This is a genomic window from Nonomuraea sp. 3N208, from assembly GCF_052245935.1.
In the GTDB taxonomy this organism is placed as follows: domain Bacteria; phylum Actinomycetota; class Actinomycetes; order Streptosporangiales; family Streptosporangiaceae; genus Nonomuraea.
The window spans coordinates 141,462-167,260 of sequence record NZ_JBQQBR010000025.1; the positions used below are offsets into that span (position 1 = coordinate 141,462).

Annotated in this window: 23 protein-coding genes and 1 pseudogene; 16 read left to right on the forward strand and 8 right to left on the reverse strand. The window is 69.4% G+C overall.

Annotation, left to right across the window (positions count from 1 at the left end; all coding sequences use genetic code 11):
• Nucleotides 1-201 precede the first annotated feature (201 nt).
• A complete protein-coding gene (locus ACTWPT_RS34150) occupies nucleotides 202-627 on the forward strand; it encodes a carboxymuconolactone decarboxylase family protein (RefSeq protein ID WP_443181666.1) in 426 nt (141 codons plus the stop codon).
• Nucleotides 628-777: 150 nt separating this feature from the next.
• Here the strand turns inward: ACTWPT_RS34150 and ACTWPT_RS34155 are convergent, their stop codons facing one another.
• The 3 genes from ACTWPT_RS34155 to ACTWPT_RS34165 all read right to left on the reverse strand — a co-directional run bounded on the left by ACTWPT_RS34155 (nucleotide 778) and on the right by ACTWPT_RS34165 (nucleotide 4,511).
• Nucleotides 778-2,595, reverse strand: coding sequence for a DUF2264 domain-containing protein (locus ACTWPT_RS34155; RefSeq protein ID WP_443181624.1), 1,818 nt, complete (start codon nucleotides 2,593-2,595; stop codon nucleotides 778-780).
• A gap of 81 nt (nucleotides 2,596-2,676) precedes the next feature.
• A complete protein-coding gene (locus ACTWPT_RS34160; protein WP_443181625.1) occupies nucleotides 2,677-3,705 on the reverse strand; it encodes a LacI family DNA-binding transcriptional regulator in 1,029 nt (342 codons plus the stop codon).
• Nucleotides 3,706-3,734: 29 nt separating this feature from the next.
• Entirely contained in the window at nucleotides 3,735-4,511 is a 777-nt protein-coding gene (locus ACTWPT_RS34165) for a sugar phosphate isomerase/epimerase family protein (protein WP_443181626.1), read from the reverse strand.
• Between the two features lie 305 nt (nucleotides 4,512-4,816).
• Here ACTWPT_RS34165 and ACTWPT_RS34170 point away from each other — a divergent pair, with 305 nt between their 5' ends.
• Genes ACTWPT_RS34170 through ACTWPT_RS34205 form a run of 8 tightly spaced genes read left to right on the forward strand, consistent with a single transcriptional unit; the run spans nucleotide 4,817 to nucleotide 13,812 of the window.
• Nucleotides 4,817-6,283 (forward strand): ABC transporter substrate-binding protein, encoded by a 1,467-nt coding sequence (locus tag ACTWPT_RS34170; RefSeq protein WP_443181627.1) that lies wholly within the window; start codon nucleotides 4,817-4,819, stop codon nucleotides 6,281-6,283.
• 60 nt (nucleotides 6,284-6,343) lie between these two features.
• Nucleotides 6,344-7,348, forward strand: a complete 1,005-nt coding sequence (locus ACTWPT_RS34175) for a carbohydrate ABC transporter permease (RefSeq protein ID WP_443181628.1) — start codon at nucleotides 6,344-6,346, stop codon at nucleotides 7,346-7,348.
• A complete protein-coding gene (locus ACTWPT_RS34180) occupies nucleotides 7,348-8,202 on the forward strand; it encodes a carbohydrate ABC transporter permease (RefSeq protein ID WP_443181629.1) in 855 nt (284 codons plus the stop codon). Before ACTWPT_RS34175 ends, ACTWPT_RS34180 begins: the two co-directional genes overlap by 1 nt.
• 8 nt (nucleotides 8,203-8,210) lie before the next feature.
• Nucleotides 8,211-9,395, forward strand: coding sequence for a hypothetical protein (locus ACTWPT_RS34185; protein ID WP_443181630.1), 1,185 nt, complete (start codon nucleotides 8,211-8,213; stop codon nucleotides 9,393-9,395).
• Nucleotides 9,389-10,375, forward strand: a complete 987-nt coding sequence (locus ACTWPT_RS34190) for a hydroxyacid dehydrogenase (RefSeq protein ID WP_443181631.1) — start codon at nucleotides 9,389-9,391, stop codon at nucleotides 10,373-10,375. Before ACTWPT_RS34185 ends, ACTWPT_RS34190 begins: the two co-directional genes overlap by 7 nt.
• Nucleotides 10,372-11,340, forward strand: a complete 969-nt coding sequence (locus ACTWPT_RS34195; protein WP_443181632.1) for a D-2-hydroxyacid dehydrogenase — start codon at nucleotides 10,372-10,374, stop codon at nucleotides 11,338-11,340. The genes ACTWPT_RS34190 and ACTWPT_RS34195 overlap by 4 nt, the downstream gene beginning before the upstream one ends.
• A 1-nt stretch (nucleotide 11,341) precedes the next feature.
• Nucleotides 11,342-12,688, forward strand: coding sequence for a BNR-4 repeat-containing protein (locus ACTWPT_RS34200; protein WP_443181633.1), 1,347 nt, complete (start codon nucleotides 11,342-11,344; stop codon nucleotides 12,686-12,688).
• Nucleotides 12,685-13,812 carry a mandelate racemase/muconate lactonizing enzyme family protein gene (locus ACTWPT_RS34205; protein ID WP_443181634.1) on the forward strand — a complete coding sequence of 376 codons (1,128 nt, stop codon included), beginning with the start codon at nucleotides 12,685-12,687 and terminating at the stop codon, nucleotides 13,810-13,812. The genes ACTWPT_RS34200 and ACTWPT_RS34205 overlap by 4 nt, the downstream gene beginning before the upstream one ends.
• Before the next feature lie 103 nt (nucleotides 13,813-13,915).
• Here ACTWPT_RS34205 and ACTWPT_RS34210 read toward each other — a convergent pair whose 3' ends face one another.
• Both ACTWPT_RS34210 and ACTWPT_RS34215 read right to left on the reverse strand, forming a co-directional pair.
• Entirely contained in the window at nucleotides 13,916-14,734 is an 819-nt protein-coding gene (locus ACTWPT_RS34210) for a universal stress protein (protein ID WP_443181635.1), read from the reverse strand.
• Between the two features lie 100 nt (nucleotides 14,735-14,834).
• Nucleotides 14,835-16,565: an L-aspartate oxidase gene (locus tag ACTWPT_RS34215; protein ID WP_443181636.1), complete on the reverse strand. Its 1,731-nt coding sequence runs from the start codon at nucleotides 16,563-16,565 to the stop codon at nucleotides 14,835-14,837.
• A gap of 162 nt (nucleotides 16,566-16,727) precedes the next feature.
• Here ACTWPT_RS34215 and ACTWPT_RS34220 point away from each other — a divergent pair, with 162 nt between their 5' ends.
• From ACTWPT_RS34220 to ACTWPT_RS34250, 7 genes are all read left to right on the forward strand, one after another.
• Nucleotides 16,728-17,213 carry a MarR family winged helix-turn-helix transcriptional regulator gene (locus ACTWPT_RS34220; protein WP_443181637.1) on the forward strand — a complete coding sequence of 162 codons (486 nt, stop codon included), beginning with the start codon at nucleotides 16,728-16,730 and terminating at the stop codon, nucleotides 17,211-17,213.
• 215 nt (nucleotides 17,214-17,428) lie between these two features.
• Nucleotides 17,429-18,493: a nitroreductase gene (locus ACTWPT_RS34225; RefSeq protein ID WP_443181638.1), complete on the forward strand. Its 1,065-nt coding sequence runs from the start codon at nucleotides 17,429-17,431 to the stop codon at nucleotides 18,491-18,493.
• A 98-nt stretch (nucleotides 18,494-18,591) separates the two neighbouring features.
• Nucleotides 18,592-19,440, forward strand: a complete 849-nt coding sequence (locus ACTWPT_RS34230; protein WP_443181639.1) for an aldo/keto reductase — start codon at nucleotides 18,592-18,594, stop codon at nucleotides 19,438-19,440.
• Nucleotides 19,441-19,659: 219 nt separating this feature from the next.
• Complete coding sequence (locus tag ACTWPT_RS34235) at nucleotides 19,660-20,634, forward strand: patatin-like phospholipase family protein (RefSeq protein WP_443181640.1); 975 nt, start codon at nucleotides 19,660-19,662, stop codon at nucleotides 20,632-20,634.
• Complete coding sequence (locus ACTWPT_RS34240) at nucleotides 20,631-21,854, forward strand: macrolide family glycosyltransferase (RefSeq protein WP_443181641.1); 1,224 nt, start codon at nucleotides 20,631-20,633, stop codon at nucleotides 21,852-21,854. Before ACTWPT_RS34235 ends, ACTWPT_RS34240 begins: the two co-directional genes overlap by 4 nt.
• 3 nt (nucleotides 21,855-21,857) lie before the next feature.
• A complete protein-coding gene (locus ACTWPT_RS34245) occupies nucleotides 21,858-22,352 on the forward strand; it encodes a hypothetical protein (protein ID WP_443181642.1) in 495 nt (164 codons plus the stop codon).
• Nucleotides 22,349-23,287, forward strand: coding sequence for a hypothetical protein (locus tag ACTWPT_RS34250; RefSeq protein WP_443181643.1), 939 nt, complete (start codon nucleotides 22,349-22,351; stop codon nucleotides 23,285-23,287). Before ACTWPT_RS34245 ends, ACTWPT_RS34250 begins: the two co-directional genes overlap by 4 nt.
• Before the next feature lie 437 nt (nucleotides 23,288-23,724).
• Here the strand turns inward: ACTWPT_RS34250 and ACTWPT_RS34255 are convergent, their stop codons facing one another.
• The 3 genes and pseudogenes from ACTWPT_RS34255 to ACTWPT_RS34265 form a co-directional block, all read right to left on the reverse strand.
• Nucleotides 23,725-24,105 carry a hypothetical protein gene (locus ACTWPT_RS34255; protein WP_443181644.1) on the reverse strand — a complete coding sequence of 127 codons (381 nt, stop codon included), beginning with the start codon at nucleotides 24,103-24,105 and terminating at the stop codon, nucleotides 23,725-23,727.
• On the reverse strand, nucleotides 24,102-24,653 hold the full coding sequence (locus tag ACTWPT_RS34260; protein WP_443181667.1) for a MarR family winged helix-turn-helix transcriptional regulator: 552 nt from the start codon (nucleotides 24,651-24,653) through the stop codon (nucleotides 24,102-24,104). The genes ACTWPT_RS34255 and ACTWPT_RS34260 overlap by 4 nt, the downstream gene beginning before the upstream one ends.
• 90 nt (nucleotides 24,654-24,743) lie before the next feature.
• Nucleotides 24,744-25,372: pseudogene (locus ACTWPT_RS34265) on the reverse strand (LuxR C-terminal-related transcriptional regulator); the annotation flags it as partial.
• Nucleotides 25,373-25,799 lie beyond the last annotated feature (427 nt).

Sequence of the window (25,799 nt, forward strand, 5' to 3'; positions counted from 1 at the left end):
TGCGGGACGCGGGGCCGGCGGCCACCGGCTAAAGATCTTGATCCGCAGGTGATGGCGATTCCTCGGAGACGCACATCACATTCGTCTGCTGTCACCTCTTGCCGGGCTGTTCCGTCAGTGCGGTGTAACAGCCAACACGATAAGGAGATCACCGTGGAGGCCCGTTTCAACTATTACGGCAACCCGGTTACGGCCAAGCTCGTGAAGTACATCACTTCGGCGGGCAAGGTCGTGTCGGACTCGCCGCTGCCGGCCGCGACGCAGGAACTGGTGAGGCTCCGCGTCAGCCAGATCAACGGCTGCGGCTTCTGCGTCGACATGCACACCAAGAACGCCGCGAACGCCGGGGAAACCTCGGTGCGCCTCAACCTGGTCGCGGCCTGGCGGGAGGCCAAGGTCTTCACCGACGCCGAGCGGGCCGCTCTGGAACTGGCCGAACAGGGCACCCGCATCGCCGACGCCGCCGGAGGTGTCACCGACGAGACCTGGGCCAATGCCGCCAAGCACTACGACGAGGACCAGCTGGCCGCCCTGGTGTCCCTCATCGCCCTCATGAACACCTGGAACCGTATGAACGTCATCATCCAGCAGCCCGCCGGCGACTACGAGCCCGGCCAGTGGGGGTGAACCAGCAACCTCAATCATCTCCGGGTCGGCCGGGGGCGCAGGTGTCTGCCGCGCTCGCCGTCGCCGTGCCTGCTGCCGGTACAGCTGATCATGGGGCCGCGCGTACCGGGCGGCCGCTGCGGAGGCGTCACATGCGGCCGGCATCCGGACTCACGGCGTGGGCGCCGGGCGGAGCAGCGGCTCGATGGAATCCCATGCGGGAGGCTCCGGCCACCCGCCCGCGGCGTCCGGTCCCGCCGAAGCCGGGTCCGCGGCCTCCAGACCGATGACCGCGCAGGCCAGCAGGTGCTCGCCGGGCGGCAGGTCGCCCTTCAGCGTGGGGATCGTGGTGCGCGGGGCGAACACGTTGGTGCCGGGCAGGGCCGTGACGAGGGCGCCCTCCCGCCTGCCGGTCAGGTCCTCGATCACGCACAGGCCGTGCGGCGAGTCGAGCCTGGCCCGGCCGGGACCGGTGTCGACCCGGGTGGGCGGCCGGTCCCGGTCGACCGCGAAGGCGCCCTCGGCCGTGCGCAGCGACCGCCCGGTTCTGATCCGGTGCACCCGCACGTGCCACGGGGGCAGCGCCACCAGCCAGGTCTCGATCTCCACGTCGTCCCAGGGCGTCCAGCGCGCGTGCAGCACACCGTCGGAGGCGGAGGCGTCGTCCGGCAGCTCGCACGGCCGCCAGTGCTCGCCGTCCTCGCTGAGCGCCAGCGTGCTGTCGAAGGCGCCCTGCTCGAGCTTCAGCGTCCCGGCGGGCACGCTGAAGCCGAAACGCGTGGAGTAGGCGAACTTGGCGTATTTGGCCGCGCCGTGCCGTGCCCACGGGTTGCGCTGCCCCGCGCTCAGCAACACCACGTGCCGTCCCTCCTCGCAGCGCATCAGCGCCACGCCGGCCTCCGGCTGGGTGCTGACCTCGGGCAGCGCAGGCGCGTCGGCCTCCTTGGCGGCCCAGAACGGGTGCTCCGCGGGCAGGGCCAGCGGCAGGAACGCCTTCATGGCCCAGTACGGCGAGCCGGGCGCGTTGTACTGCTCGGCCATGTGCGGCTGGGGATAGCCGTAGCCGATGGTGAGCAGCCCGGCGGTGTCGCGGATGGGGCGGTCGGCCCACCAGCGAAGGTTCCGCAGCAGATGCCCCTTGGTCACCTCCCACGGCAGCGCGTCGACCCCGGCGAAGGCCAGCGCCCCCCAGAACGCCGACTGCGCGAAGCGGTAGGTCAGGCTCCTGCCGAACGGGACGGCAACCCCCTCGCTGGTGAACCAGTGCTGGAAGTCCTGGGCGAACGTCGCGGCCCGCTCGCGGAAGCGCTCGGCCCTGTCCGGGTCGTCGCCGAGCGCCGCGTAGATGAGGCCGTAGAAGTGCATGGCGAACGGGATGTAGTAATCACGCTGCCACGTCGGCCCGTCGGAGTACCACCCGCGCCCGAGGTCGAACTCCTCCAGCCGGTCAAGCCTGGCCGTGTTGGCGTCCTGGTCGTGGGGGACTCCGACCCGGCGCAGCCCGAGTCCCACCATGACCGGGAAGAACAGCCAGTTGTTGTCGTTCGGCTGCACGGTGACGGCATGCCGGAGCCAGGCGGCCACCGTGTCGCGCTGCCGGCCGGTCAGCGGGTCCCAGATCTGCTCGGGGGCCAGGGCGAGCGCCAGGCCGATGGCGGCGGTCTCGACGAGCCGCTGGTTCCGGTCGAAGACCGCGCCCCAGTAGTCGGGATGCTCGGGGTCGGTCCCGGCGGCCAGCCCGGCACGCCACAGCTCCCAGTGATCGAACGCCGCGCCGCCGGCCGCCAGCGGCGCCAGACCCCACAGCGGGCGTGCAAACGCTTCCAGCTCCGAGGCCGCCTGGTCGTAGTGCGCCGTGTTGAACCCCAGCCGCAGCCGCCCCCTGCCCGGGCTGAACCGGGAGATAAGCGGCTCCACCAGGTTGAGGACCTGACGGCCCAGGTCGTCTCTGTCGCTGCCCGTCCGTCCTGCGCGGTCGTCGATGTCCACAGACTCTCTCATCCCTAGGAAAGCGCTTTCAGAGAAAGGGTTCCCGCCGCAGCACTCACTTGTCAACAGCCTGCCGTACGATCACCCGGCCAGTTCCCTGGCCACCGAGGGCGGGGCGGTGCTGTCGCGGACGTGCAACTCCATCGACAGATACACCGGCTCCCCGTCGTGCCCCTCGGTCATGAGAGCCTCCAGCATCTCGGCCGCCTGCTTGCCGAGCTGCCCCCGGGGGACCGACACCGTGGTCAGGCTCGTGTGCGCCACATGATCCAGCTCGATGTCGTCGAACCCGACCACCGACAGCTCCTCGGGAACCCGTACCCCGAGTTCGCGCATCCTGGTCATCGCCCCCAAGGCCACCAGGTCGTTGTAGGTGGTGAGCGCGGTGGCGCCGGTGCCGGGCACCTCGGCGGCGGCCTCGTACCCGGAGCGGCTGGTGGACCCGCACGGCAGGATCGTGACGGAGAGGCCGAACGCCTTGGCCGCCTCCAGCGCCCTGATCCGCTCGGAGTTGGCCCAGGACACCTCGGGCCCGCTCAGGTAGGCGACCCGGCGGTGGCCCAGCTGCGCCAGGTGGCCGCAGATCAGCATCATCCCGCCGAAGAAGTCGGCGGAGACGGCAGGCGCGGCGAGGCCGGGGACTATCCGGTCGAGCAGGACGAGCGGGTGGTCCCGGGCGGTCAGGACGACCAGGTCGGAGCGCTCCATGCGGGGGGAGCAGAGCAGCACCCCGTCGCAGCTGCGCATCAGGTCCTCGACCAGGTCGTGCTCGATCGCGGGGTCCTCGTCCGACTCCATGACCATGACGCGACGCCCGTGGGAACGGGCGACGTCCGAGACTGCCTTGAGCACCTCGGGAAAGTAGGGGTTGGCCAGGTCGGGCACCAGCACACCGATGGTGCCCCACTCCCCGCGGGCGAGCCCCTGCGCCGCGGCGTTGGGCCGGTAGCCCAGCTGCCTGACCGCGTCGTGGACGCGTGCCGCCAGCGAGGGGTCGACCTTGGCCGTGCCGTTGAGCACGCGGGAGACCGTCGAGGCCGATACCCCCGCCGCCGCCCCGACGTCGCTGATCGTCACCCGGGTCGGGCGGCCCTGCCGCAGATTACGCACCTGCTCCTCCTACCCCCGTGGAGCGCCCGTCAGCCGAGCAGCCCGCGCAGATGATCCAGATCCCGCCGTACGGCCGCCGCCGGGTCGGCCGCCGGATAATGGACATGCAGCGACAGCGCTCCGGTGTAGCCGCGTGCGCGCAGCCCAGGGATGATCTCCGGCCAGCGGACCACGCCCCCGTCTGCAAGCGGTTGCCACTCACACACCCAGCCGTCCGCGGCGGATCGCCAGACGGCGTTCTTCACTCCCATGCAGGCCATCCGATCGCCCAGCAGATCGACATTGAGTGCCCATGCCTCGCTGCCCTCCTTCGCCTGGTTGCCGGGGTCGGCGTAGAAGCGCACGTCGTTCAGGTCGCCTGCGAGCGCGAGGGCGAGCGAGGCGGATGGATGGATCGTACCGTGGTGCAGCTGGAGCGCGAGCTGTACACCGTGCCGGGCGGCGAGGCCGGCCAGGCGGGCCAGAGCGGCCCTGGACTGCGCCAACTGCAGGCGGTATCCGGCGGCGGGGTCGTAGCGGTAGAAGCCCGCCCGCACGAGGGGGACGCCGGCCTCGCCACAGGCCGCGATGATCCGTTCGGCGTCCGCACCGGCGTCGAGCAGGTCGGTGGTGACGACGTCGAGGGTGAGCCCGCGGCGCTCCAGCTCCGCGGCGACGACGGCGATGCCGCCGGGGTCGGCGGGGTTGACCGTCTGCCCCTCGCGCACGACGAGGTCCGCTCCGTCGGCGCCCACCGAGGCCAGGGCCTCGGCCAGCCGGGCGGCGTCTATGGGACCGAAGGGCTTGGTGAAGGCGAGCAGGCGCACACGTACTCCCGAGGTCAGAAAGCGCTTGTAGAACTTCGTCCAGAGCTGCCGATTTGCCGCAACCCTGTCGTGACCCTACCGCCGCGATCCGACGAAAAAAGCCTGCAAAATTGCTTGTTTTGAGCACCGGCGTGCCGCGGCAGCCGTCGACAGGCAAGTCTTCACCGACCCAGCATCGATCTGAAACCGCTTTCTCACAAGCCTTGAATCGGGTTATGAGCCGGGTTACTCTCGACAAACCTCGGGCAAGCGCTTTCCTGGCTGCCCGAGCACCCCTCTGGCCTCCGCCTCTTAGGGAGGGCTCCATGAATCCTCATCGGCGTGGCAGCGCCGCGATCATCACCGCAGCCATCGCATCACTGCTCGTGGCGGCGTGCGGCACATCGACCAACAGCAGCAGTAGCGGCGGTGGTACGCAGACCACGCTAAAGATCTGGGACTTCTCCGCCGAACAGGTGCAATTCCACAAGGACGTCGGCGCGCAGTTCACCAAGGAACATCCCAACATCAAGATCGAGTGGCGCTCGATCACCCAGGCCGACTACATGAAGACCCTGCCCCTGGCCTTCCAGAGCAACCAGGCGCCGGACATGTTCTACTGGAACGCCACCGGGCTGTCCGAACTGCTGGACCAGAAGTGGATCCGCCCGCTCAGCCCGAGCGGGACCGTCCCCGCCGACTTCACCAAGCGCTGGCCGGACGGGTCCTTCCTGGAAGGCATCAACATGCAGGACGGGAAGACGTACGGTTTCCCGTTCACGGAGAACCTGTACTGGGGCTCCGGCTACATGTTCCTCAACAAACAGGTCTTCCGGCAGGCCGGACTGGACGTCAACAACCCGCCCAAGACCTGGACCGACCTCAAGAACGCATGCGCGCAGATCAAGGCCAAGACCAAGGCGGAGTGCATCGCCGCGCCCACCAAGGGTGAGGACATGCAGCGGATCTGGTACGGGCTGGTCAGCAGCGTCACGACCTCGTCAACCGACTTCTTCGACTACAAGACGGGCAAGTTCAACCTGACCGAACCCGGGCAGCTGAAGACCTTCGCCTTCATCCAGGAGCTCAAGAAGGCCGGATACCTGGCGCCGGGCACCAACGACAAGAACTTCTCCCGCCAGCAGTTCGCCGCCGGGCAGGCCGGCATCTACTTCGACGGCACCTGGATGCTGAGCGTGTGGGACAGCCAGGGCTTCAGCAGCGACAACTACGTGGTGGCGCCGCGCGTCGACCCGGACGAGGGGCAGGCCGGCGCGGGCGGCCGCACGTACGACGGCAACAAGTACTGGGTCAGCTCGCAGACCAAGCATCCCGACGCCGCCTGGACGTTCATCCAATGGATGACCGACCCGAACGGCTACTTCGTCCAGCAGTACTACAAGAACGCCTTCGGCACGCTGTCCTACGTCGACAACCAGAAGATGGTCACCCACCCGGTGCTCAAGCAGATCATGCAGATCGGCGCGAAGCCGGGCTACCGGGTCCAGCTCCCCGAGCCGCTGCTCAAGTGCCCCGACATCGCCAAATCCAAGGCGTACGTCAACGCGCTGACGAAGACCCCCGACGCGGAGTGGGAGGCCATGAACGAGGCGCTGGTCAGCGGCCAGCCTCTGGCGTCCGTGGGCGCCGCCATCGTCAAGCAGCGGCAGACCGCTCTGGAGGAAGGGCTCAAACAGGAGGCGGCCAGCGGCCTGAAGGTGTCGATGGACTGCTACACCTTCTCCGACTGGGACAGCACCAAGGACTACACCTCGGACATGTACGGCAGCTGACCGGACGGCGCCGCCGGTCCGCGCGCCGGCGGCGCCCCCTTCTCCCTCGTGAGGACATCCATGACAACCATCGCCCCTGCCCCCGGCAGGGAGAGGGTGACGGACAGCGACCGGTCGCCCGCCGAGCGTGTGCCCGAACGCGTCGATCACTCCCGCGAGCGCGTCCGCGGCCTCGACAGAGTCTGGCTGCTCGTCTTCCTGGCCCCCTTCCTCCTGCTCTACCTCGGCTTCACCATCTGGCCGCTGATCGCGACGATCTACTACTCCTTCTTCGACTGGTCGGGCATCGGACCGATCGAAAACTTCGCCGGGGTCGACAACTACGGCTCGATCCTGGCCGACCCGCTGTTCTGGGTCTCGGTGGTCAACACGCTGATCTTCGCCCTGCTGACGACCGTCATCAAGCTCCCGATCTCGCTGGTGGCGGCGATCCTGCTCACCCGCAAGTGGCTGCGTGGCAAGCGGTTCTTCCGGACCATATTCTTCGCGCCGCTCATCATCCCCGTCGCCATGGCAGGCCTGATCTTCACCTACCTGCTCAACCCGTCCAACGGCGCGCTGAATGCGATCCTGCGTGACCTTGGCCTGGTCGACCAGGGGTTCGACGTGTTCGCCAACCGGTGGAGCGCGCTGCTCGTGCTCGTGCTCGTCTCCATCTGGCAGATCTTCGGCCAGTACATGATCTACTGGATGGCGGCGCTGCAGAACGTGCCGGAGGAGCTCTACGAGGCGGCCGCCATCGACGGCGCGAGCGAGTGGAAAAAGCTCACCCGCATCACGCTGCCGATCATCAAGCCGGTCGCCGTGATCATCACCCTGCTCGGCCTGGTGAACGCCATGCACGTCTTCGGGCTGGTCGTCACGCTCACCGCGGGCGGGCCCGGCACCAGCACCTACGTGGTGTCCTACTTCATCTACCAGAACGCCTTCGGCAGGGTGCCGTTCGACTACGGCTACGCCTCGGCCGCGGCGCTGCTGTTCTCCGTCATCGCCTTCGTCCTGGTCTCCGCCCAGGGCATCGCGGTCCGCCGGGCCCAGCGGCTCAGGAAGGAGTACGGCGTCTGATGACGACGATCACTCAGGCCACCCGGCGCAGCCACACCGTGCGGGGTAACCTCATCGCCCTGCCGATCCTGGTGGTCATCGGGCTCGTGTGGATCTATCCCTTCCTGTGGACGATCTCGGCCGCGTTCAAGACCCAGGCCGGGATGTTCACCAGCGGCGCCAGCCTGGTGCCCGACCTGCTGAATTTCGACAACTTCGTACGGGCTTGGGTCAACGCCGGGTTCTCCGGATACTTCTTCAACACGGTGCTCTACTCGGTCGTCTCGACCTTCATCGAGCTGGTCAAGGCGGCCCTGTGCGGCTATGTGCTGGCTCGGTACGAGTTCCCCGGGCGCACCCTGCTCTACCGGATGATCGTGGGGACCCTGTTCATCCCGGTCGCCTCGATCATCGTCCCGCAGTTCGTGCTGATCGAGAACCTCGGCCTGCTGAACACGCGGGCCGGGGTCATCCTGGCCATGTCCGGCGGCGCGGGCGCCCTCTACGTCCTGCTGTTCGTCGGGTTCTTCTCCAGCGTCCCGACCGACCTGTTCGAGGCGGCCAAGCTCGACGGGGCCGGCTTCCTCAAGACGTTCCGCCTCATCCTCCCGCTGGCCAAACCGGTCATCGCGGTGGTGGTCATCTTCCAGTTCATCAGCAGCTGGAACGAGTTCAACATCCCGCTCGTGTTCACGCTCGGCCAGCCCGACCTGCAGAACCTCGCCGTCGGGATGATGTCCTTCCAGGGGGAGTACGCCACCGACTGGACCGGGTTCGCCGCGGGAATGACGATCTCGTTCCTGCCGATGCTGATGATCTTCCTTTTCTTCCAGAACTACTTCACGCGCGGCCTGGCCGGCGCCACGAAGGGGTGACAGTCCGCTTGAAGATCACCGCCGGTGATCCCTCGACGGTGCGGCACGGCGCGTTCGCCTACACCTGGGACATCGTGGGCGACCCCGCAGCGGCCGAGCGCATCGCCGGCCTCGGTGTGAGCACGGTGACCTTGCAGGCCGCCTACCACTCGGTCCGGGCCACCACCCCGTGGCATCCGCGCCACCGCATCGTGCAGGCCGACCACGCGGCGGCCTACTTCCGGCTGCGCCCCGAGCGCTGGCGCGGGCGGCTTCGGCCGTACCCGCCGAGCTGGGGGGTTCCCGACGAGGACAGGTTCGGCGCGGCGCTGACCGCGCTGTCCGGGGCCGGGCTGCGGCCCGAGGCCTGGCTGGTGCTCACGCACTCCTCGGTGCTGGGCCGCGAAGCGCCCGACCTGACAGTCCGGAACGCCTACGGCGAGTCCTACCCCTACGCGCTCTGCCCCGCCCAGCCCGCCGTCCACGACTACGCGCTCACCCTCGTGCGCGAGGTCTGCGAGCAGTACGACGTGCCCGCGCTGATGCTCGAGGCGTGCGGCTGGCTGGGCGCGGAGCACGCCGGCCACCACGAGAAGACCTCCGGCGCGCACCTGTCCGCCTGCGGCAGGGCGCTGTTGTCCCTCTGCCTCTGCCCGGCCTGCCGGGCCGCGCTGGCCGGGCGCGGCCTGGACGTCGAGGAACTGGCGCGCGACGTGCGCGCCGCCGTGGACGGAGAGCTCCAGCAGGGCGTCCCGGCCGGGACGAGCCTGGACGACGCACTCGGCCCCGAGCGCGCCCAGGCCCTGTACGGTCACCGCGGCCAGGTCATCGCCGACCTCGTCCGCGCCGTGGCGGCGTTGGCCGGCGGCCGTGAGCTGCTGCTTATGGCCACCGACGACCCGCAGGTCACCGGCCCCGACGTGGGCATCGACCTGGCCTCCTTCGACGCGCCGGTCGACGCATACGTGCTCAAGTGCTGGGGCGAGGAGGACGCGGCCCTCGCCCAGGTGAAGGCCGCGGCGAGCCGTACCGAGGTCCCCCTCGTCGCCAACCTCACCGTGCTGGAGGACGGCCACGCCCGGATCCCGGCTCTGGCCGCCGACCTCGTCGCCGGGGGCGCGCGGCAACTGCGTTACTACCATGCCGGGCTCGGCTCACCCGCCCGCCTGGCCAGCCTGCGGGCGGCGGCCCGCTTGAAGGAGAGGCAATGCTGAACGGCCTGTACGTGATGGATCCGAACCGCTTCGACGACGTCTACGGCCCGCAGGCCCGGGCCGCGATCGAGCGGCACCTCGCCATCGCCTCGCCCCCGCTCACCGCCGACCGGCTCACTCCCGACGTGCTCGCCGACCTCCAGGTGCTGGTGACCGGGTGGGGGGCGCCCAGGCTGGACGCCGAGTTGCTCGCCGCCGCGCCCAAGCTCTCGCTGGTGCTGTACGGCGCGGGCTCCATCCGCCCGCTGGTCACCCCGGAGATGTGGGCCAGGGGAGTGCGGGTCACCTCGGCGGCCACCGCCAACGCCACCCCGGTCGCCGAGTTCGCGCTCTCCCAGATCCTGTACGCGCTCAAACACGGCTGGCGCTACGTGCTGGCCGCGCGGGCCGCCGCCGCCCCCGCCGTGCGCGGGCCTGAGATCGGAGCCTACGGCGCGGTGGTCGGGCTGGTCTCGCTCGGCGCCACAGGCCGGGCCACGGCGCGGCTGCTCGCCCACCACGACCTCGTCGTGCAGGCCTGCGACCCTTACGCAGACCCGGAGGAGGCGGAGCGCCTCGGGGTGCGCCTCGTCGGCCTGGAGGAGCTGTTCGCCACCTCCGACGTGGTCAGCCTGCATGCGCCGCTCACCCCTGAGACACGCGGCGTGGTCGGCGCCGGGCTGCTGGAATCGATGAAGACCGACGCCACCCTGATCAACACGGCGCGCGGCGGCCTCGTCGACGAGGGTGCGCTCGTGGAGGTGCTGGGCCGGCGGACCGACCTGTTCGCCGTGCTCGACGTCACCGACCCGGAACCGGCCGTCGCGGGGTCGCCGCTGTTCACGATGCCCAACATCGTCGTCACCCCGCACGTGGCGGGCAGCCTGGGCCACGAGCGGCGCCGCCACGGCCAGGCGATGGCCGAGGAGCTCGCCCGCTACGTCGCGGGGGAGCCGCTGCTGTACGAGATCTCCGAGTCCGGGCTGGCGAGGCGGGCATGAGCACCACCCTGGTGCTGCTGCCGCCGCACGATCCGGCCACCGCGGACTGGCGGGCCCGGCTGGAAGAGGCGGTGCCGGAGCTCGTCGTGCTCGTGCCGCGGACCCGCGAGGAGGTGGTGCAGGCGCTGGCGGAGGCCGACGCCGCCTACGGCACGCTGCCCGCGGACCTGCTGGCGCACGCCGGGCGGCTGCGCTGGCTGCAGGCCCCGCAGGCGGGGCCGCCTCCGGGGTTCTACCATCCGGCCCTGGTCACGCACCCCGTGCAGGTCACCAACATGCGTGACACCTACACCGATCACGTGGCCGCGCACGCGCTGGCGCTTGTGCTCGCGCTGGCCAGAGGCCTGCCGAGGTACGCCCGCGACCAGGCCCGCGCGCGCTGGGCACCCGACCGGGACCCCGGCGCCGTGCTCGCCCTGGGCGAGGCCACCGCCCTGGTGGTGGGGGTGGGCGCGGTCGGGGCGGAGGTCGGCAGGCTACTGGCGGCGTTCGGCACCAGGGTAGTGGGCGTGGACGCCCGGCGCGGCGGCCCTGTGCCGGGTTTCGCCGAGGTGCTGCCGGCCGACGCGCTCGACCGGCTGCTTCCCGGGGCAGACCTGGTCATCCTCACGGTTCCGCACACTCCCGCCACCGAGGGCCTGCTGGACGCGCGGAGGCTGGCGCTGGCCAAGCCCGGGGCGTACGTCGTCAACATCGGCCGCGGGCCCACCGTCCGGCTCGACGACCTGGCCGCCGCCCTGTCCGCGGGGCGCCTGGCCGGCGCGGCCCTGGACGTCTTCGAGACCGAACCGCTTCCCGCCGACCACCCGCTCTGGCGGCGTCCCGACGTGCTCATCACCCCGCACGTGGCCGGCGTGGGGCCGCATGCCGACGAGCGGCGCTTCGCCGTCCTGCTGGAGAACGCCCGGCGCTTCGTGGCCGGGCGGGAACTGATCAATCTGGTCGACAAGTCTGAATGGTACTGACATGATCAAACGACGGAACTTCCTGCTCGGCGGCACGTTAGTTGCCCTGGCTCCCCTCCTGACCGACTCGCCCGCGCTCGCGAGCGCGGGTTCCGGTTTCGCCGTCCAGACCGTCGCCACCGGCGTGGCCGCCAAGAGCGACCGGCGCGCCATGGCCGGCGGCCTGTACGACCCGATCGCGGGCAAGACGTTCATCTCCTGGACCGGGGAGAACACCAATCCCTACGTCGCCGCCTACGACCACGCCACCGGCACGTGGACCCAGCCGATCAAGGTCGGGCAGTCGCCGAAGGGGGACTCGCACCACTACCCGGTGATGATCCAGGCCGACGACGGCCGGCTCCTGGTCTTCTACGGCTCACACAACAGCGTCCAGCGGCTGGCCGCCTCCCGGCCGCACACCGTCGAGGGTGACTGGACCGACGGGACCGTCGACGCCGCGCCCCGCTCGACGTACCCCATGCCCGTCAAGGCGAGCAACGGCGACATCTACCTCTTCTTCCGGGCGACCCCGCGCAACGACGACCCCTCCTTCCCCACCGACTACCGGCCCATCCACTACCTCCTGTCCACCGACGACGGCCGTACCTGGACGCACTCCAAGGACCTGGAGGGCATCCCGTTCGCCATCGGCTCCACGGACCGGCCCGACAACTGCAACGAGATCTACATCGGCGAGATCGAGGTCACCCCGGCGCAGGGGAACGTGCCGGAACGTTTCCACTTCGTCTGGACCCTCGCCGGCGGCGGACCCGGCCGCCACGAGCACGACTACTACCACCGCAACCTGTACTACGCGGCCTTCCAGCCCGGCGACCGGCATTTCTACAACGCCGCCGGCGACGACCTGGGCACCAGGGTGGACTGCGGCGAGGCGTCCCGGCTCCCGCTCGTCCTGGAGACCGAGCTGAAGCGGGCGAAGCCGCTGTCACGAGACGTCGGCTACACCCACCTGGTCGGGTCGATGGCCGGCAACCGTCCCGTGCTGCTGTTCATGCTCCAAGACGGCGACACCACCGTCGTGCACGCGGCCGCCTGGCAGGGACACGAATGGCGCATCGCCGAGATGACCAGAGAGGCCACCTTGTTCGACAAGGAGCAGATCTCCCCGACCGCGTTCCGCGTCTACGCCAACCCCGCCGACGGAACCTCGGCCGTCTACACCTACATCCTGGAGAACGGCAGCCACTGGCGCTCCGAGGCCAAGATTCCCACCCCCACCAGGATCCAGCGTGCCAGCCTCATCGCCGGCTTCCGCGACCCCGCGCGCGTCGTCGTGACCGGCTCGGCTGCCAGCGTCACGGTCCCTGAAGGCGGCATGTTCGTCCTGGGGATGCCTGTCACGTGAACCGGATAGCACGCGTCGAGACCTTCACCGTGGGCCTGCCCTCGCTGCGCGACTTCGCCGTCGCAGGCGGGTCCGTCGTCCAGGGCGGCCGCCCGGCCGTCAGGGTCCTGGTGAAGGTCACGGCCGACGACGGCGCCACCGGGTGGGGCGAGGCCACCCCAATCCCCTCCTGGACGTACGAGACCACCGAGTCCATCGTCTCCACCATCGACGGATACCTCGCCCCGGCGGCCGTCGGCCGCCCGCTGTGGGACCTGGACGGGCTCTGCCGCGCCTTCGACCGCACCATCAGCAAGGGCTTCTCGATCGGCATGCCGCTGGCGCGCGCGGCGGTCGACGTGGCCTGCCACGACGCCTTCGCCCGCAGCCTCGGCCTGTCCCTTGGCGAGCTGTGGGGCCGGCGCAGGCGCGACACCATCGAGCTGGCCTGGATCGTGGCCACCGAGTCGGCGTCCGCAGCCGCCGACTCGGTGGCCGAGGGCCGCGCGCATGGCTACCGCCACGTCAAGGTCAAGATCGGCCTGCACGCCGAGGACGAGGACGTGGCCATCGTGGCCGCCGTACGCGCCGCCGCCCCCGACGCCGTGCTCTGGGTGGACGCCAACCAGGGCTACACGGCCGCCGCCGCGCTCCGGGTGGCCAGGCGCCTGGCCGACCTGGACGTCGCCGTCTTCGAGCAGCCGCTGCCGTCCAACGACCTCGCCGGCCTGCGCCGCCTGCGTGATGCCAGCCCCGTCCCGGTGGCCGTGGACGAGAGCCTGCGCCACCCGAGTGACCTGGCGACGTTCGTCCGGCTCGACGCCATCGACGTCGCCGTCGCCAAGGTGCAGCGCTGCGGCGGGCTGACCCTGGCGCTGCGCCAGTGCCAACTCGCCGAGGACTGCGGCCTGGCGATCATGGGCTCCGGCCTCACCGAGTCCGACATCGGGCTGGCCGCCTCGCTCCACCTGTTCGCCGCGTTCGGCGTGGACACGCCGGTCGACCTCAACGGCCGGCAGTTCATCACCAGCCCCTACGCCACGGATCCCGTCATCACCGTCGCCGACGGCGTCGCCCACGTGCCCACCGGCCCGGGCCTGGGGATCGGTGTGGACGAGGAGGCGATCCGCGCGCTCGCTCTGTGACGCTATCCGTCGACCCTGCGCATCAGGAACGGTTTCCAGCGAGCACGCCCGGCGGCCAGCCACGCGATTGTTGCTCGGCACGAAGACCTCATCGAGATCGCGATCATCCTGCTGACTGCTGGACCTGGATGATCGCCACTGGGCAGGGGGCGTGGTGCAGGACGGCCTGGCTGACCGAGCCGTGCATCAATGCGCTGAGCTCGTGATGGTAGTGAGAGCCGACGACGAGCAGGGATGCCTTGGAGGAGGCATGCATCAGTGCCTTGCCCGGGTGGCCGGTGAGAGACTCCTGGACGATCGTGACCGTGGGGAAGCGCTCCTGCCACCGGGTCAGGGAGTGCTCGGGCAGCGTCGTGCTGGCTGATCCCTTGGTGCTGACGTGCGCCAGTATCAGGGTGTTCGCCGTCCGGGTGGCGTACGCGAGCGCGAAGGGCAGCAACGCCTCGCTCTCGCTGTGGTCGGCGAGGCCGACCACGACCGGTCCGTGTGGCGTGACGGGCCCGCGTACGACGACGACCGGGCAGGGGGCCTCGGTCGCGAGCCGGGCGCCCACCGATCCCAGGAGCAGGCCGCCTACTTCGCCGAGCCCGCGGCTGCCCACGACGAGAAGGTCTGCTTGGTGAGAGTGGTGCAGCAGCGCGGTGACGGGATCGTGTTCCGGCAGGCTGGTGGTCACCTCGATGTCGGGTGCGACCGCCCGCGCACGGGTCAGGGCGGTGGCCAGGATGCGTTCGGCGGCGTGCCGGAGGCCACCTTCGGGGGGCGCTCCCGGCGGCGGTCCGAGAGGTGCTCCCAGGAGGGGCCAGATGAACGCGTGGAGGATCTGCAGCGGCTGTCGGCGGCGTTCGGCCTCGCCGGCGGCCCACTCCACAGCACGCAGGCTTTCCTCGGAGTCGTCCACGCCCACGACTACAGGGCTCATCGTTGTCGGTCCTTTCAGCGGGTATACAGGGCGGCGATGTCTGCCGCGGTACGAGATCCGGCAGCCGGGATGTTTTCGTCGACTGCCTCACCGGTCGTCCCTACTCGACGAGTTTTCCGACGGATGAGACCTCGCGCATGAGCGCCGCGATCTCGGCGGGAATCGGTGGGATGGGCTCCCTCTGCACTGATCCGGGACCGGACCACACCAGGTTGACCTGCAGTGCGGGGTCGAGATCGGGGAAGTCGGAGCGGTTGTGGCAGCCGCGGGTCTCACGCCGCTCAAGTGCGGCCTCGATCGTCGCGCGTGCGGCGAGCGCTGCGGACTTGAGGTCGAAGGCGTGGGCCAGGTCCTGGAAGCCGGCGATGTCCGGGTGTACGCCGACGTCGGCGATGCGCGCCTCCACCGCGGTGAGTTCGGCGAGGCCTTTCAGCAGGCCGCTCTCGTCACGCACCACGCCGGCGTGCTCCGTCATGATGTTGCGGAGGGCTCGCTGCAGTGCGCGCACGTTCTCGGGGCCGTCGGCGGCGAGGAGCTCGTCCACCTCCGCCCCTGCTGCATCAAGCGCCTCCGCCGAGCGGCGCTGGGCGTCGAGGCCCGCAGAGTACTCGGCCGCCGCCTGCCCGACGATGCGACCGTAGACAAGGAGCTCGATGAGCGAGTTGCCGCCGAGGCGGTTGGCGCCGTGCAGGCCGCTGGCCGCCTCCCCGATCGCGTACAGGCCGTCGACTCCCGTACCGTGGTCCTCGGGTCGTACCCACACTCCGCCCATCGAGTAGTGCGCGGTCGGTGCGATCTCGATCGGGTCCTTGGTGATGTCGAGCATCTGCAGTTCCAGGAGCGTTTGGTAGACGCGAGGCAACCGCGTCATGATCGTCTGTCTCGGCAGATGCGACACGTCAAGCCAGACGCCGCCGTCCGGGGTCCCGCGGCCTTCTTTGATCTCTGTGTACGCGGCCAGCGCGACGCGGTCGCGCGTGGACAGCTCCATCCGCTCCGGGTCGTACCGGGACATGAACCGTTCGCCGGACTGGTTGCGGAGGATTCCGCCCTCGCCCCGTGCCGCTTCGGAGACGAGGGTGCCGGCCGCGTTCTCTGGCGCGATGAGACCGGACGGGTGGAACTGCACCAGCTCGGGGTCGCGGATGCGGCAGCCGGCCAGGACGGCGAGGCGGAAGGAGTCGCCGGTGTTCTCGTCGCGACGGGAGGAGGTGCGCCGCCAGATCCGGGTGTGGCCGCCGGCGGCCAGGATCACCGCGTCAGCATGGATGACGTAGCGGCTGCCATCGGTCAGGTCGAATCCGTACGCGCCGAAGACCACGTTGTCGCGGACGAGGATGCGGCTGATGTACACGGTGTCGAGGATGGGGACATCGAGCTGCGCCGCGCGGTTGATCAGGGTGCGTTGGATCTCGAGTCCGGTGTAGTCGCCGGCGTAGGCGGTTCGCCGGTAGGTGTGGGCGCCGAAGAACCGCTGCGAGATTCGCCCGTCCTGTTCGCGGGCGAACGGCATGCCGTAGTGCTCGAGGTCGGCGATGCCGCGCGCGGCACCCTCGGTGACGATTTGCACTGTCTTCGGGTTGGCGAGGAGATAGCTCTCCTTGATGGTGTCCGCGGCGTGCTGTTGCCAGGTGTCCTCAGGGTCCATCGTGGCAAGCGCCGCGTTGATGCCGCCCGCCGCGAGCGAGGTGTGCGCGTCCGCCTTCGGTCGTTTGCCGACCGCGAGGACGCCGACCCCGCGCTCGGCCAGCTCGATCGCGGCCCGCAGCCCGGCTCCTCCTGTCCCGATGACCAGGACTGACGTGGCGATCCGGTTCTCCGGCGAATGCATGGTGCTCCTTTGACCGCTTCGGACGAAAGCCATTACAGAAGCAAGACCGGGTGGCGGCGTGATTTGTGACATCCATGCCGGTGCGCGACGTACGAGGCCTTGATCGCATTTAATTTCACATGATACCGTATCGAATGAAAGGATATTCGGTACAATGTCCTCATGACCGCCGATGTTCCTCGCAAAACCACCGCCTCGCGTGCGACCGACCGCCCGGGGGATACCTCGCCGTTCGCTCTCGGCTTGCTGCTGCGGCAGGCACACTGGCGCGCGGCCACGGTGATGACAGAGGCGCTTCGGCCGCTCGGCATCGAGTTGCGGCATTTTGCCGTTCTGATCGTGCTGGTCGACCGCGGGCCCACGGTGCAGCGGGACTTGGCGGCGGCGACGGGGTCGGACAAGGCGGGGATCATGCGGGTCGTGGACGACCTGGAGCGTAAGGGGCTGGCCGTACGCAAGACCGTTCCGGGGGACCGGCGGGTACGGGTAGTGGAGATCACGCCTCAGGGTGTCGAGCTTTTCGATGCAGCTCATGTGGCGGCGGAGCCGCTGGCTGAGCGTCTGGTTGCCGAACTGGGGCCCGGCGAGCACGAGCAACTAAAGGATCTGCTGACCCGGTTCGCCTATCCCGCAGGCGGTGAGGCGTAAGCGCGCCCGCGCGCCGGTTGCCTGCCGCGTGGGCTCGTCCCATGCCAAGGTCCGCCTGTGGCGTGTCCAGGAGACCACGCCTGTGCAAACGGTCACCCGTAACAACGCCGGGGTGGGACCTATATCAGGAATGGTATTGAATGATACCTTCTCGTCTGATATCGTAGTGAACGTAACGGAAATAGATGCGTTGAGCGGGCGGGGAGGTAACGCTCATGGATGTCTATGAGGCGGTCACGAGCCGGCGTGCGGTGCGGGGATTCACCGACCGGCCTGTCCCGATAGAGGCGCTGGAGCGCGTGCTGTCCGCCGCGGCTTGGGCGCCGTCCGGATCGAACATCCAGCCGTGGCGCGTCTACGTGCTGACCGGCGAGCCGCTGGCCGAGCTCAAAAAGCGCGCCGGCGAGCGCTTGGCCGCGGGTGACCCCTGGGACGAGCGGGAGTACGAGATGTACCCGGCCGAACTGAAGTCCCCATACCGCGAGCGCCGATCCGCCTTCGGCCGGGAGCGCTACGGCGCACTCGGCATCGCGCGCGACGACTGGGAGGCGCGCCAGAGGGCCGCCGCCGAGAACTGGCAGTGCTTCGGCGCGCCCGTCGCCCTGTTCTTGTACATCGACCGCGACATGGGGCCGCCCCAATGGGCCGACGTCGGCATATATCTGCAGACCGTCATGCTGCTGCTCCGCGCCGAAGGACTGCACAGTTGCCCGCAGATGGCGTGGTCGGTGTATCGCAAGACCGTCGCGGAGATCGTGAACCCCCCCGACGAACTCATCCTCTTCTGTGGCATGTCCATCGGGTTCGAGGACGTCACGATGGACTACGTCCGTACGGGACGCGCACCGCTCGACGATACGGTCACGTTCGTCGAGGGTTCCAGTCCTGCCATCGCATGCGGCGTGACGGGGGCGTCTCCCGCCTGGAGTGGGAGTCGTCGCTCGGGGCCGGCCACGCCGTCGACCGGCCGAGCACCACACAGAAGCCGCTACCGCACGCCGCTGCCGCGGTCGATCCACGAGTACACGGAGATCGCGAACGAGCGCATCCGCTCCAGCGGGCTGACTGGACCGTGGTCTACCAGGCCAAGCCGATCCATGGTCCCCGCCAAGGGCACAGACAGCGCGGGTGACCGGTTGCCGATGAAAGGCAGCCCGACGATCAGCCAGCGGACGTCGCCGCCTTCATACACCAGGCGGCACACGGGAGCGAGTGGTCCACCGCAGTGCCGTGATCATCTGCTGACGACGCTCGGCACGTTGACTTTCGCCGGCTCCTGAAGAAGCGGATTCCCGGTTCGTGCCACGAGGGGCCTGCTTCGGCGTCGGCCGAAGTCGGGGGTCCCTCGCAGGCACCACATCACATCACGAGGAGAGACATGACCACCCAGTTCCGCCTCGGCGGCGACCTGACGATCGACCGGCTCGGCTTCGGCGCCATGCGCCTGCCCCAGAGCAGCCCGGGCGGATCGGCCCGTGACCCTGAGTCCGGCCGCGCCGTCCTACGCCGCGCCGTTGAGCTCGGCGTCAACCACATCGACACCGCCGACTTCTACCGCAGCCAGGACGGCTCGGTACGGGCCAACACCCTGATCCGCGAGGCCCTGTCCCCGTACCCGGACGATCTGGTCATCGCCACCAAGGTCGGCCCCGTCTTCGGTCCCGGCGGCCCCCGCCCGGGCAGCGCCGCCGATCTTCGGCCCCAGGTCGAAGCCAACCTCGCGAGCCTGGGCCTGGATCGCCTTGACCTGGTCTACCTGCGCATCGGCGCGATGGAGCCCCCGCACGGCGAATCGCTCGCCGAACGCTTCGAGGCGCTCGCCGCGCTGCGCGAAGAGGGACTGATCCGCCACCTGGGCATCAGCAACGTCGATGCCGGCCATCTCGCCGAGGCCCGCACGATCGCCCCTGTCACGGCCGTCCAGAACAACTTCCACATCGCCAATCGTGACGAGACGGCCGTCCTGGAGGCCTGCACGCAGGCTGGCATCGCCTTCGTCCCCTTCTTCCCCCTCGGCGGCGGCAGGGCCGACATCAACGACCCCGGCCTGATCAAAGTCGCCGAACGGCACGACGCCACCGCCCCTCAGATCGCCCTGGCCTGGCTGCTGGCCCTGTCCCCGGTCGCCCTGGCCATCCCGGGCACCGGTTCCGTGGCCCACCTGGAGGAGAACCTGGCCGCCCGGTCGATCATCCTCACCGAACAGGACCTCGCCGACCTCGCCTGAGCGTAAAAGCAGGGCTCCTTCCATGCGGAGCGGTCCCTGAGCCGGCATGGCCGCCCTGCGCGAGCGCCGCTACCCGGACCAGCGGTTGCAGCGCGTTGTCACCGATCACGGCGACGACCTGAACGAAAAAGTTGGCCGATGTCGTCACTGATTCGGTGGCTGCCCGGTCTTAGCTGAGGAACGAATCCGATTAGGCGCCGTGGAGAGAGAGGACGGACCATGAGGGTTACATATCGCCGGAGATTGGCCTCCTCGTCATCGAGCCGCCCGGACGAGGGCCCGAACTCGGCAGGTTTGCACGCCCTTCCCCGTCCCGTCGCGGTAGTCGTAGGGGGCGGGGGAGTGCTCGGGGCCGCGCAGGTTGGTGTCGGGTACGCGTTGGAGCAGCGAGGATTCGTCCCGGACCTGATCATCGGAACCTCGGTGGGCGCCCTCAACGGAGCAATCGCGGCCGCCCACCCCGGCCAGGCCGCACCGTGGCTGGATCGCGTGTGGACCCATACGCGGCGCCGTGAGGTGTTTCCGCTCGGCGTCCCGTCCTCACGGGCCAGCATCTTCGCCGATCGCGGCCTGCGCAGACTGATCGCTCGGGCTGGGCTGCCGTCGCGGATCGAACAGCTGCAGGTCCCCTTCACCGCGGTGGCCATGGATCTGGCCACAGGCGCTCAGGCGCTGCTCGACCACGGAGATCTCGAGTCCGCGCTGCTGGCCAGCGCAGCCATTCCGGGGGTCCTGCCCCCGGTGGATCGGGAAGGCCGGACGCTCGTCGACGGCGGAGTGATCGCCTTTGTCCCGGTACGGGCGGCCCTGCAGGCAGGGGCGGCCAGCGTGGTGGTGCTGGCGGTCGGGCCGGCAAGCTGGCCGCTGCGCCCGACCATCCCGCCCCGGTGGGCCGGCGCGGTCGCCGCCAGGGCGGGACTGCTGATGTGGCGCCATCAGATCGAGCGCGACCTGCGCGAGGTGTCCGAACAGATTCCGACCGTCGTGCTGCCGACCGGCATCGAGACCTGGCCCTCCCCGTGGGACTTCAGCCATTCCCGGCGGCTGATCAATACTGCTTCCCTCGCGGCGGGCCGCTTTCTCGACGGGCTGCGCATCAGTGGACCCGGCCTCTATTGGGTCGACGGTCCTCCTGCGATATCGGCTGATCTGGGCAAGGCAGAGACCGCTCCCGTATCGGAGGTTGGCCGATGAGCACCATCGCGTTCCTCAACATCGCCATGCACGGGCATGTAAATCCGACGCTGCCGGTCGTGGCCGAGCTTGTTCGTCGTGGCCACTCCGTCACGTATCACACCTCGCCCGCCTTCTCGAAGGAGATCGAGGCCACCGGTGCGACCGTGTGCCTCTACCGCGGAGGTGACCAACCGCTCCCCGATCCGCCGATCCCGGTCACGATGCTCGACGGGCTTGCGCGCACCGCCGTCGCCATGCTGCCCGCTGTGCTTTCCGAGCTGCGTGACGTACGGCCTGACCTGATCGTCCACGGCGCGGCCTGCCCCTGGGGCGCAGTCGCCGCCCGCGAACTCGACGTGCCGGCGGCAGCGTTGTTCACCACGTTCGCGTTCAACCGGTATGCGCCCAGCCCCACCCGCGCCTCGTGGGAGCTGCTGGCCGCGGCGGCGACCCGGCCCCGCAATGTCCAGAGCTACCTGCGGTCGCGGTGGGAGTTGTACCGCCGCTACAACACCCGTGGGTTGCCACTGTTCGACTTGGCGAACGTACGCCAGCCGCTCAACCTGGTCTTCACCTCGCGCGCGTTCCAGCCCGGCGTCGACGCCTTCGACCAGTCATACCAGTTCGTTGGCCCGAGCCTTGGCGCCCGTCCACCCGACCCGTCGTTCCCGGCCGATCGGCTGCAAGCCCCGGTGCTGTACGCCTCGCTGGGCACGGTGTTCAATGCCGACCCGCGGCTGCTGCGCACGTTCGCCACCGCGCTCGCACCCCTGGGCGGCACCGTGGTCGTCTCCACCGGAGCGACCGATCCGGCCGCGCTGGGGCCGCTGCCGGCCAACGTGCTCGCTCGCCACTTCGTACCGCAACCAGAGGTGCTGGCCCGCGCCGCGCTGTTCGTCACTCACGGGGGGATGAACAGCGTCAACGAGGCCCTGTACGCCGGGGTCCCGATGCTGGTGGTCCCCCAGGGCGCAGATCAGCCGCTGGTGGCCCGGCGGGTGGTCGAGCTCGGCGCGGGCCTGTCGATCTCTCCCGGGGACGCCGACGCGGGACTCGTGCACGCCCTCGCCCGGCGTCTGCTCGACGAGCCCCGCTTCCGGGCCGCGGCGGACGGCCTGCAGGTCGCCCAGCGCGAAGCCGGCGGCTACCTGCACGCCGCCGACGAACTCGAGCGCTACCTGCACCGGCCCGACCGGCCCAGACGGCCGGCCCAGACGGGTTCGCCACAGGAGCGCTGAGCGATGTCACCCGTCGTTGTCGTCCTGCTGCTGTTCGCCGGGCTGTCCGAGGCCGCCGGGCGGATCCTGCCCCTGGTAGCTCGCCGGCCCAGCGTGTCCCGGTCCCATGCGATCCGGCTCCTGCTGTTCGGTGCCATGGTCGAGGGCGCTGTGTTCGCGCTGTGGCCACTGGCCGCATGGACCCTCGCCGAGCTGGTGCTGCCCGCTCCGCTGCCAGGCGTCGCCGCCGCGTTGACCTGGACACCCGGCCTGGTCGCCCCGCTGCTTCTCGCCGCTGTTCTCGCGTTCCCACTGCTCGGGCCCCTGCTGCACCTGCTGCTTCTCGTGGGGGTCGGGGCCGGCCTCGTCGCCCCGCTCGCCGCGACGACGGGGCTCGGCTGGTGGGCTGCCGCGGGCTGCGTGGCCATCGCTGGAGTCGGGCTGGCCGCCACCGTCGATGCTGTTCGGCGCCTGGTCATGAAGATCAACGCCGCCTGGGCACGGGAGCTGATCACATGACCGAGTTCCCGCTCCTGGTCCTGGTGCTTGGTCCGGTCCTGCTCGCTGAAGCTCTGCTCGCCCGCTACGAGGTGCTGGCCTACATCGCCGGCTGGCGTACTCCTGCCACCGAGCTCCCACAGGGCATGCCCTACGCCCGGGGCGCGGACCCCGACCGTCCTCCCGACGCCTACCTGGTCTATCTGGACGGCATCGGAAAACGCCGCTTCACCGACACCCGTGACGGGGGCCAACTGGTCAAGGCCCTGATCGCCGGAGCGCCCGAACTGCGGGTGCTAGGTCAGGTGCAGCCCTACTCTCCGCTGGCCGACCCGCTCGTCAACCGGCCTGTGTGGGAGTGGCTTCGCCACCACATCGGGCTCTTGCTGTTCCTGCACAACGTCATGCAGATCTTTGTCGCCGCCGACCGCCGGTACCGTCCTCTGTACAACCGCGCCGTGGGCGCCCAGATTGCCGACCAGCTGCGCCTTGCCGGGTACGAGCCCGACAGTGGCATACCCGTAGTGCTGCTCAGCTACAGCGGCGGCGCCCAGGTCGCCACCGGCGCGGTAGAAGAACTACATACCCAGCTGCATGCCCCGCTGCTGCTGATCACTATCGGCGGGTTCCACAACGGCGCCAACGATCTCACCCACGCCCATCATCTGTATCAGCTCACCAGCGCTAGTGACTGGATTGAGCGGGTCTGCATCTGGATCTTCCCGCAGCGTTGGCGGCTTTTCCGCCGCAGTGGATGGAACCGGGCCGCCCGCGCCGGAAAGATCACCATGCACCGGCTTGACCCGGCCACCCACATGGGGCGGCACAGTTACATCAGCCCGGAGGCGCAGCTGCCCGATGGGCGCAGCTACCTCGACCGCACCGCCGACGCTGTGGTCGCACTCATCCGTGCCCACCGCGGCACCACCGCTGCGACACATGATCCGTTGCCATGAGGGGTCGACTTGGGCGCGCAGCGTTGGTTGGCGTTGAAAGCCTCTTCATCGGCGACCCACTCGGCCGGGGGTGGCGCCTTCGGGATGTTACTCTGCGAGAGGCGGCCGTCCGCAACCCCGGCGGGCGGATCAGGTGAGACCCGCCCGCCGGGCGACGGTCTGGACGTGCTGGGGGAGCAAGCCCCAGCAGGTCCGGAGGTTCGGGCTCGCCGGCCTCGGAGAACATTCTCTCGGACTACGCCCCACGCCTACCTGCCGTACCGGACGAAAAATCTGGACAGCGCCTGAACTCGAGCGATCCTGGCTGACGACGCCCCGCCGCCTCATTACAAAATCGTTTAGAGCTCTGGTGCCGACCCAAAGACGCCTTCTGCCCGATCCGCACGCCCGAGGCGGTGCGGCTGGGGCGGCGTGGGCCTGCCGCGCGGCGCGTCACCTCACGGCTCGATCTGGGCTCTCATCGACTGCCAGGGCGAGGCGTCGAACACCAGCATGATCGAGACGATCTTGCCGCCGTCCAGGCGGAAGTGTTCGGCTGTGCGCTGTGTGCCGGCTGGTGTGGCGGTGTGCACGTCATACACCAGCGTCGCCTCCGCTTCGCCGTACAGCTCGCTGATGAGCTCGACCCCGGTCACGATCGACACGAAGCCCGACAACGTGGCCAGATGCCCCATCCGATCGTCGGAGCTGATGAACGGGCTTTGAAACCGAAATGGCTCACCCACGTACGCCGCGGCCGCGGACACATCGCCGCGGAAGCGGGCTTCGTGATAGCCGCGTACGGCGCGGCGGGTCTGGTCCTGAGCTGTCAGGGTCACGGCTGGGATCCGATCTGGCGAAGGTGGTCGGCGAGGCGATGCTGATTGGTGGCCAGTCGCAGGCACAGGTCACGGAGGACGAGCAGTTCCTCAGGCGTGAAACCCCGGAACATCGCCCCCATCGCCAGCCGTGAGGGTTTGCGGAATGCCTCGATCCACGCCTGCCCGGCAGGTGTGATCTCGGCCAGGACCGACCGCCGGTCCTTCAGGTCGGGCACGCGGCGGACCAGCCCGTCGCGCTCCAAGGTGTCCACCAAGCCGGTGACATTGCGAGAGCTGACCCCGGCGGCGCGGGCCAGGTCGCCGATACTGACGCCCTGGCCGGCCGCGCTGAGCCGGATCAGCAGATCGAGGGCGCCCGCACTGACCCCTCTGCTCTCAGAGCCGTGGGCGCGCATGCGCTCGACGGCGTGATAGGCCGTGCGGATGGCGGCGGCCGCCTCAAAGGCGAGTAGGTCGCCATCGGCGAACTGGGTCATCGCCGCCCTGCCGCGAGGATCGTAGAGGAACCCGTCTGAATCATGTTCGTAGATATGTACGTCATTCATAGTAAGGAAAGAGACTAGTACGACTTCCGGACTTGCCAATGGGAACCCGTCAGTGCCCTCATTCTTGATCACTACCGCTGCGTCCGTTCCGAAGGCGAGTACTGCCAGTACTCGCCGGTGGCCGCCTTCGGCGAGAGGAAGGTCGAGTTTGGTGAAGATGTTGCCGATGTGCTTGTGAACCGCGTTGTCGGTAATGAACAGCCGCTTGCCGATGTCGTTGTTGCCGAGGCCTTGGCCCATCAGAGTGAGCACCTCGCGTTCTCGCCTGCTGAGCGTGTCGATGGTGCTCGTGGCGCCGCCTGCCAGGAGCTCGGCAATGACCTCGGGGTCCATGACGGTGCCGCCTTTGGCCACTCGGCGCAGGTCGTCGACGAACTCGCTGACCCGGCTCACCCGGTCCTTGAGGAGGTAGCCGACGCTGCCTCGGCCGTCGGAGAGCAGTTCCCGCGCGTAGACCTTCTCGACGTACTGGGACAGGACGAGCACCGGTAGGCCAGGATGCGCGTGCCGGATCTCCAGCGCGGCCTTGACGCCCTCGTCGCAGAGGATGGAGGTAGCCGGACATCAACGATCAGTGCATCCGGCCGGTGCCGGTCCACGGCCTCGACCAGGGCAGGATGGTCGGTGACGACGGCGGCGACCTCGATGCCCTTGGTGCCCAAGATGAGCTCCAGACCGGCGGAGAGCAGGACGTTGTCCTTGGCGATCACGACTCGCACGGCAGCTCCACCGATATGACGGTGGGGCCGCCGGCCGGGCTGGTGACCATCATGGTGCCGTCGAGTGCGGCGACCCGGCGGCGGATGCCCGGTGACGCCGGTGCCGCAGCTCTCGTCCACACCACCAATGCCGTTGTCGGTGACCTCGACCAGCAGCCTGCCGCTGTCGCGGGTGATCCGTACCCGCGCCTCGGTGGGGCCGCTGTGCTTGGCGGCGTTGATGAGCGACTCCGCGACGACGAAGTAAGCAGCGGCCTCCACCGCGGCGGGTAACCGGTCGAGATCGCCGAGGTCCATCTCGGCGGGGACGCCCGACCGGGCGGAGAGCGCCGCCAGTGCCCCGAGAAGCCCTCGGTCGGCGAGAATCGGCGGATACATGGCACGGATCACGTCGCGAAGCTCCGACATGGCCTCCTCTGCTCCTTAC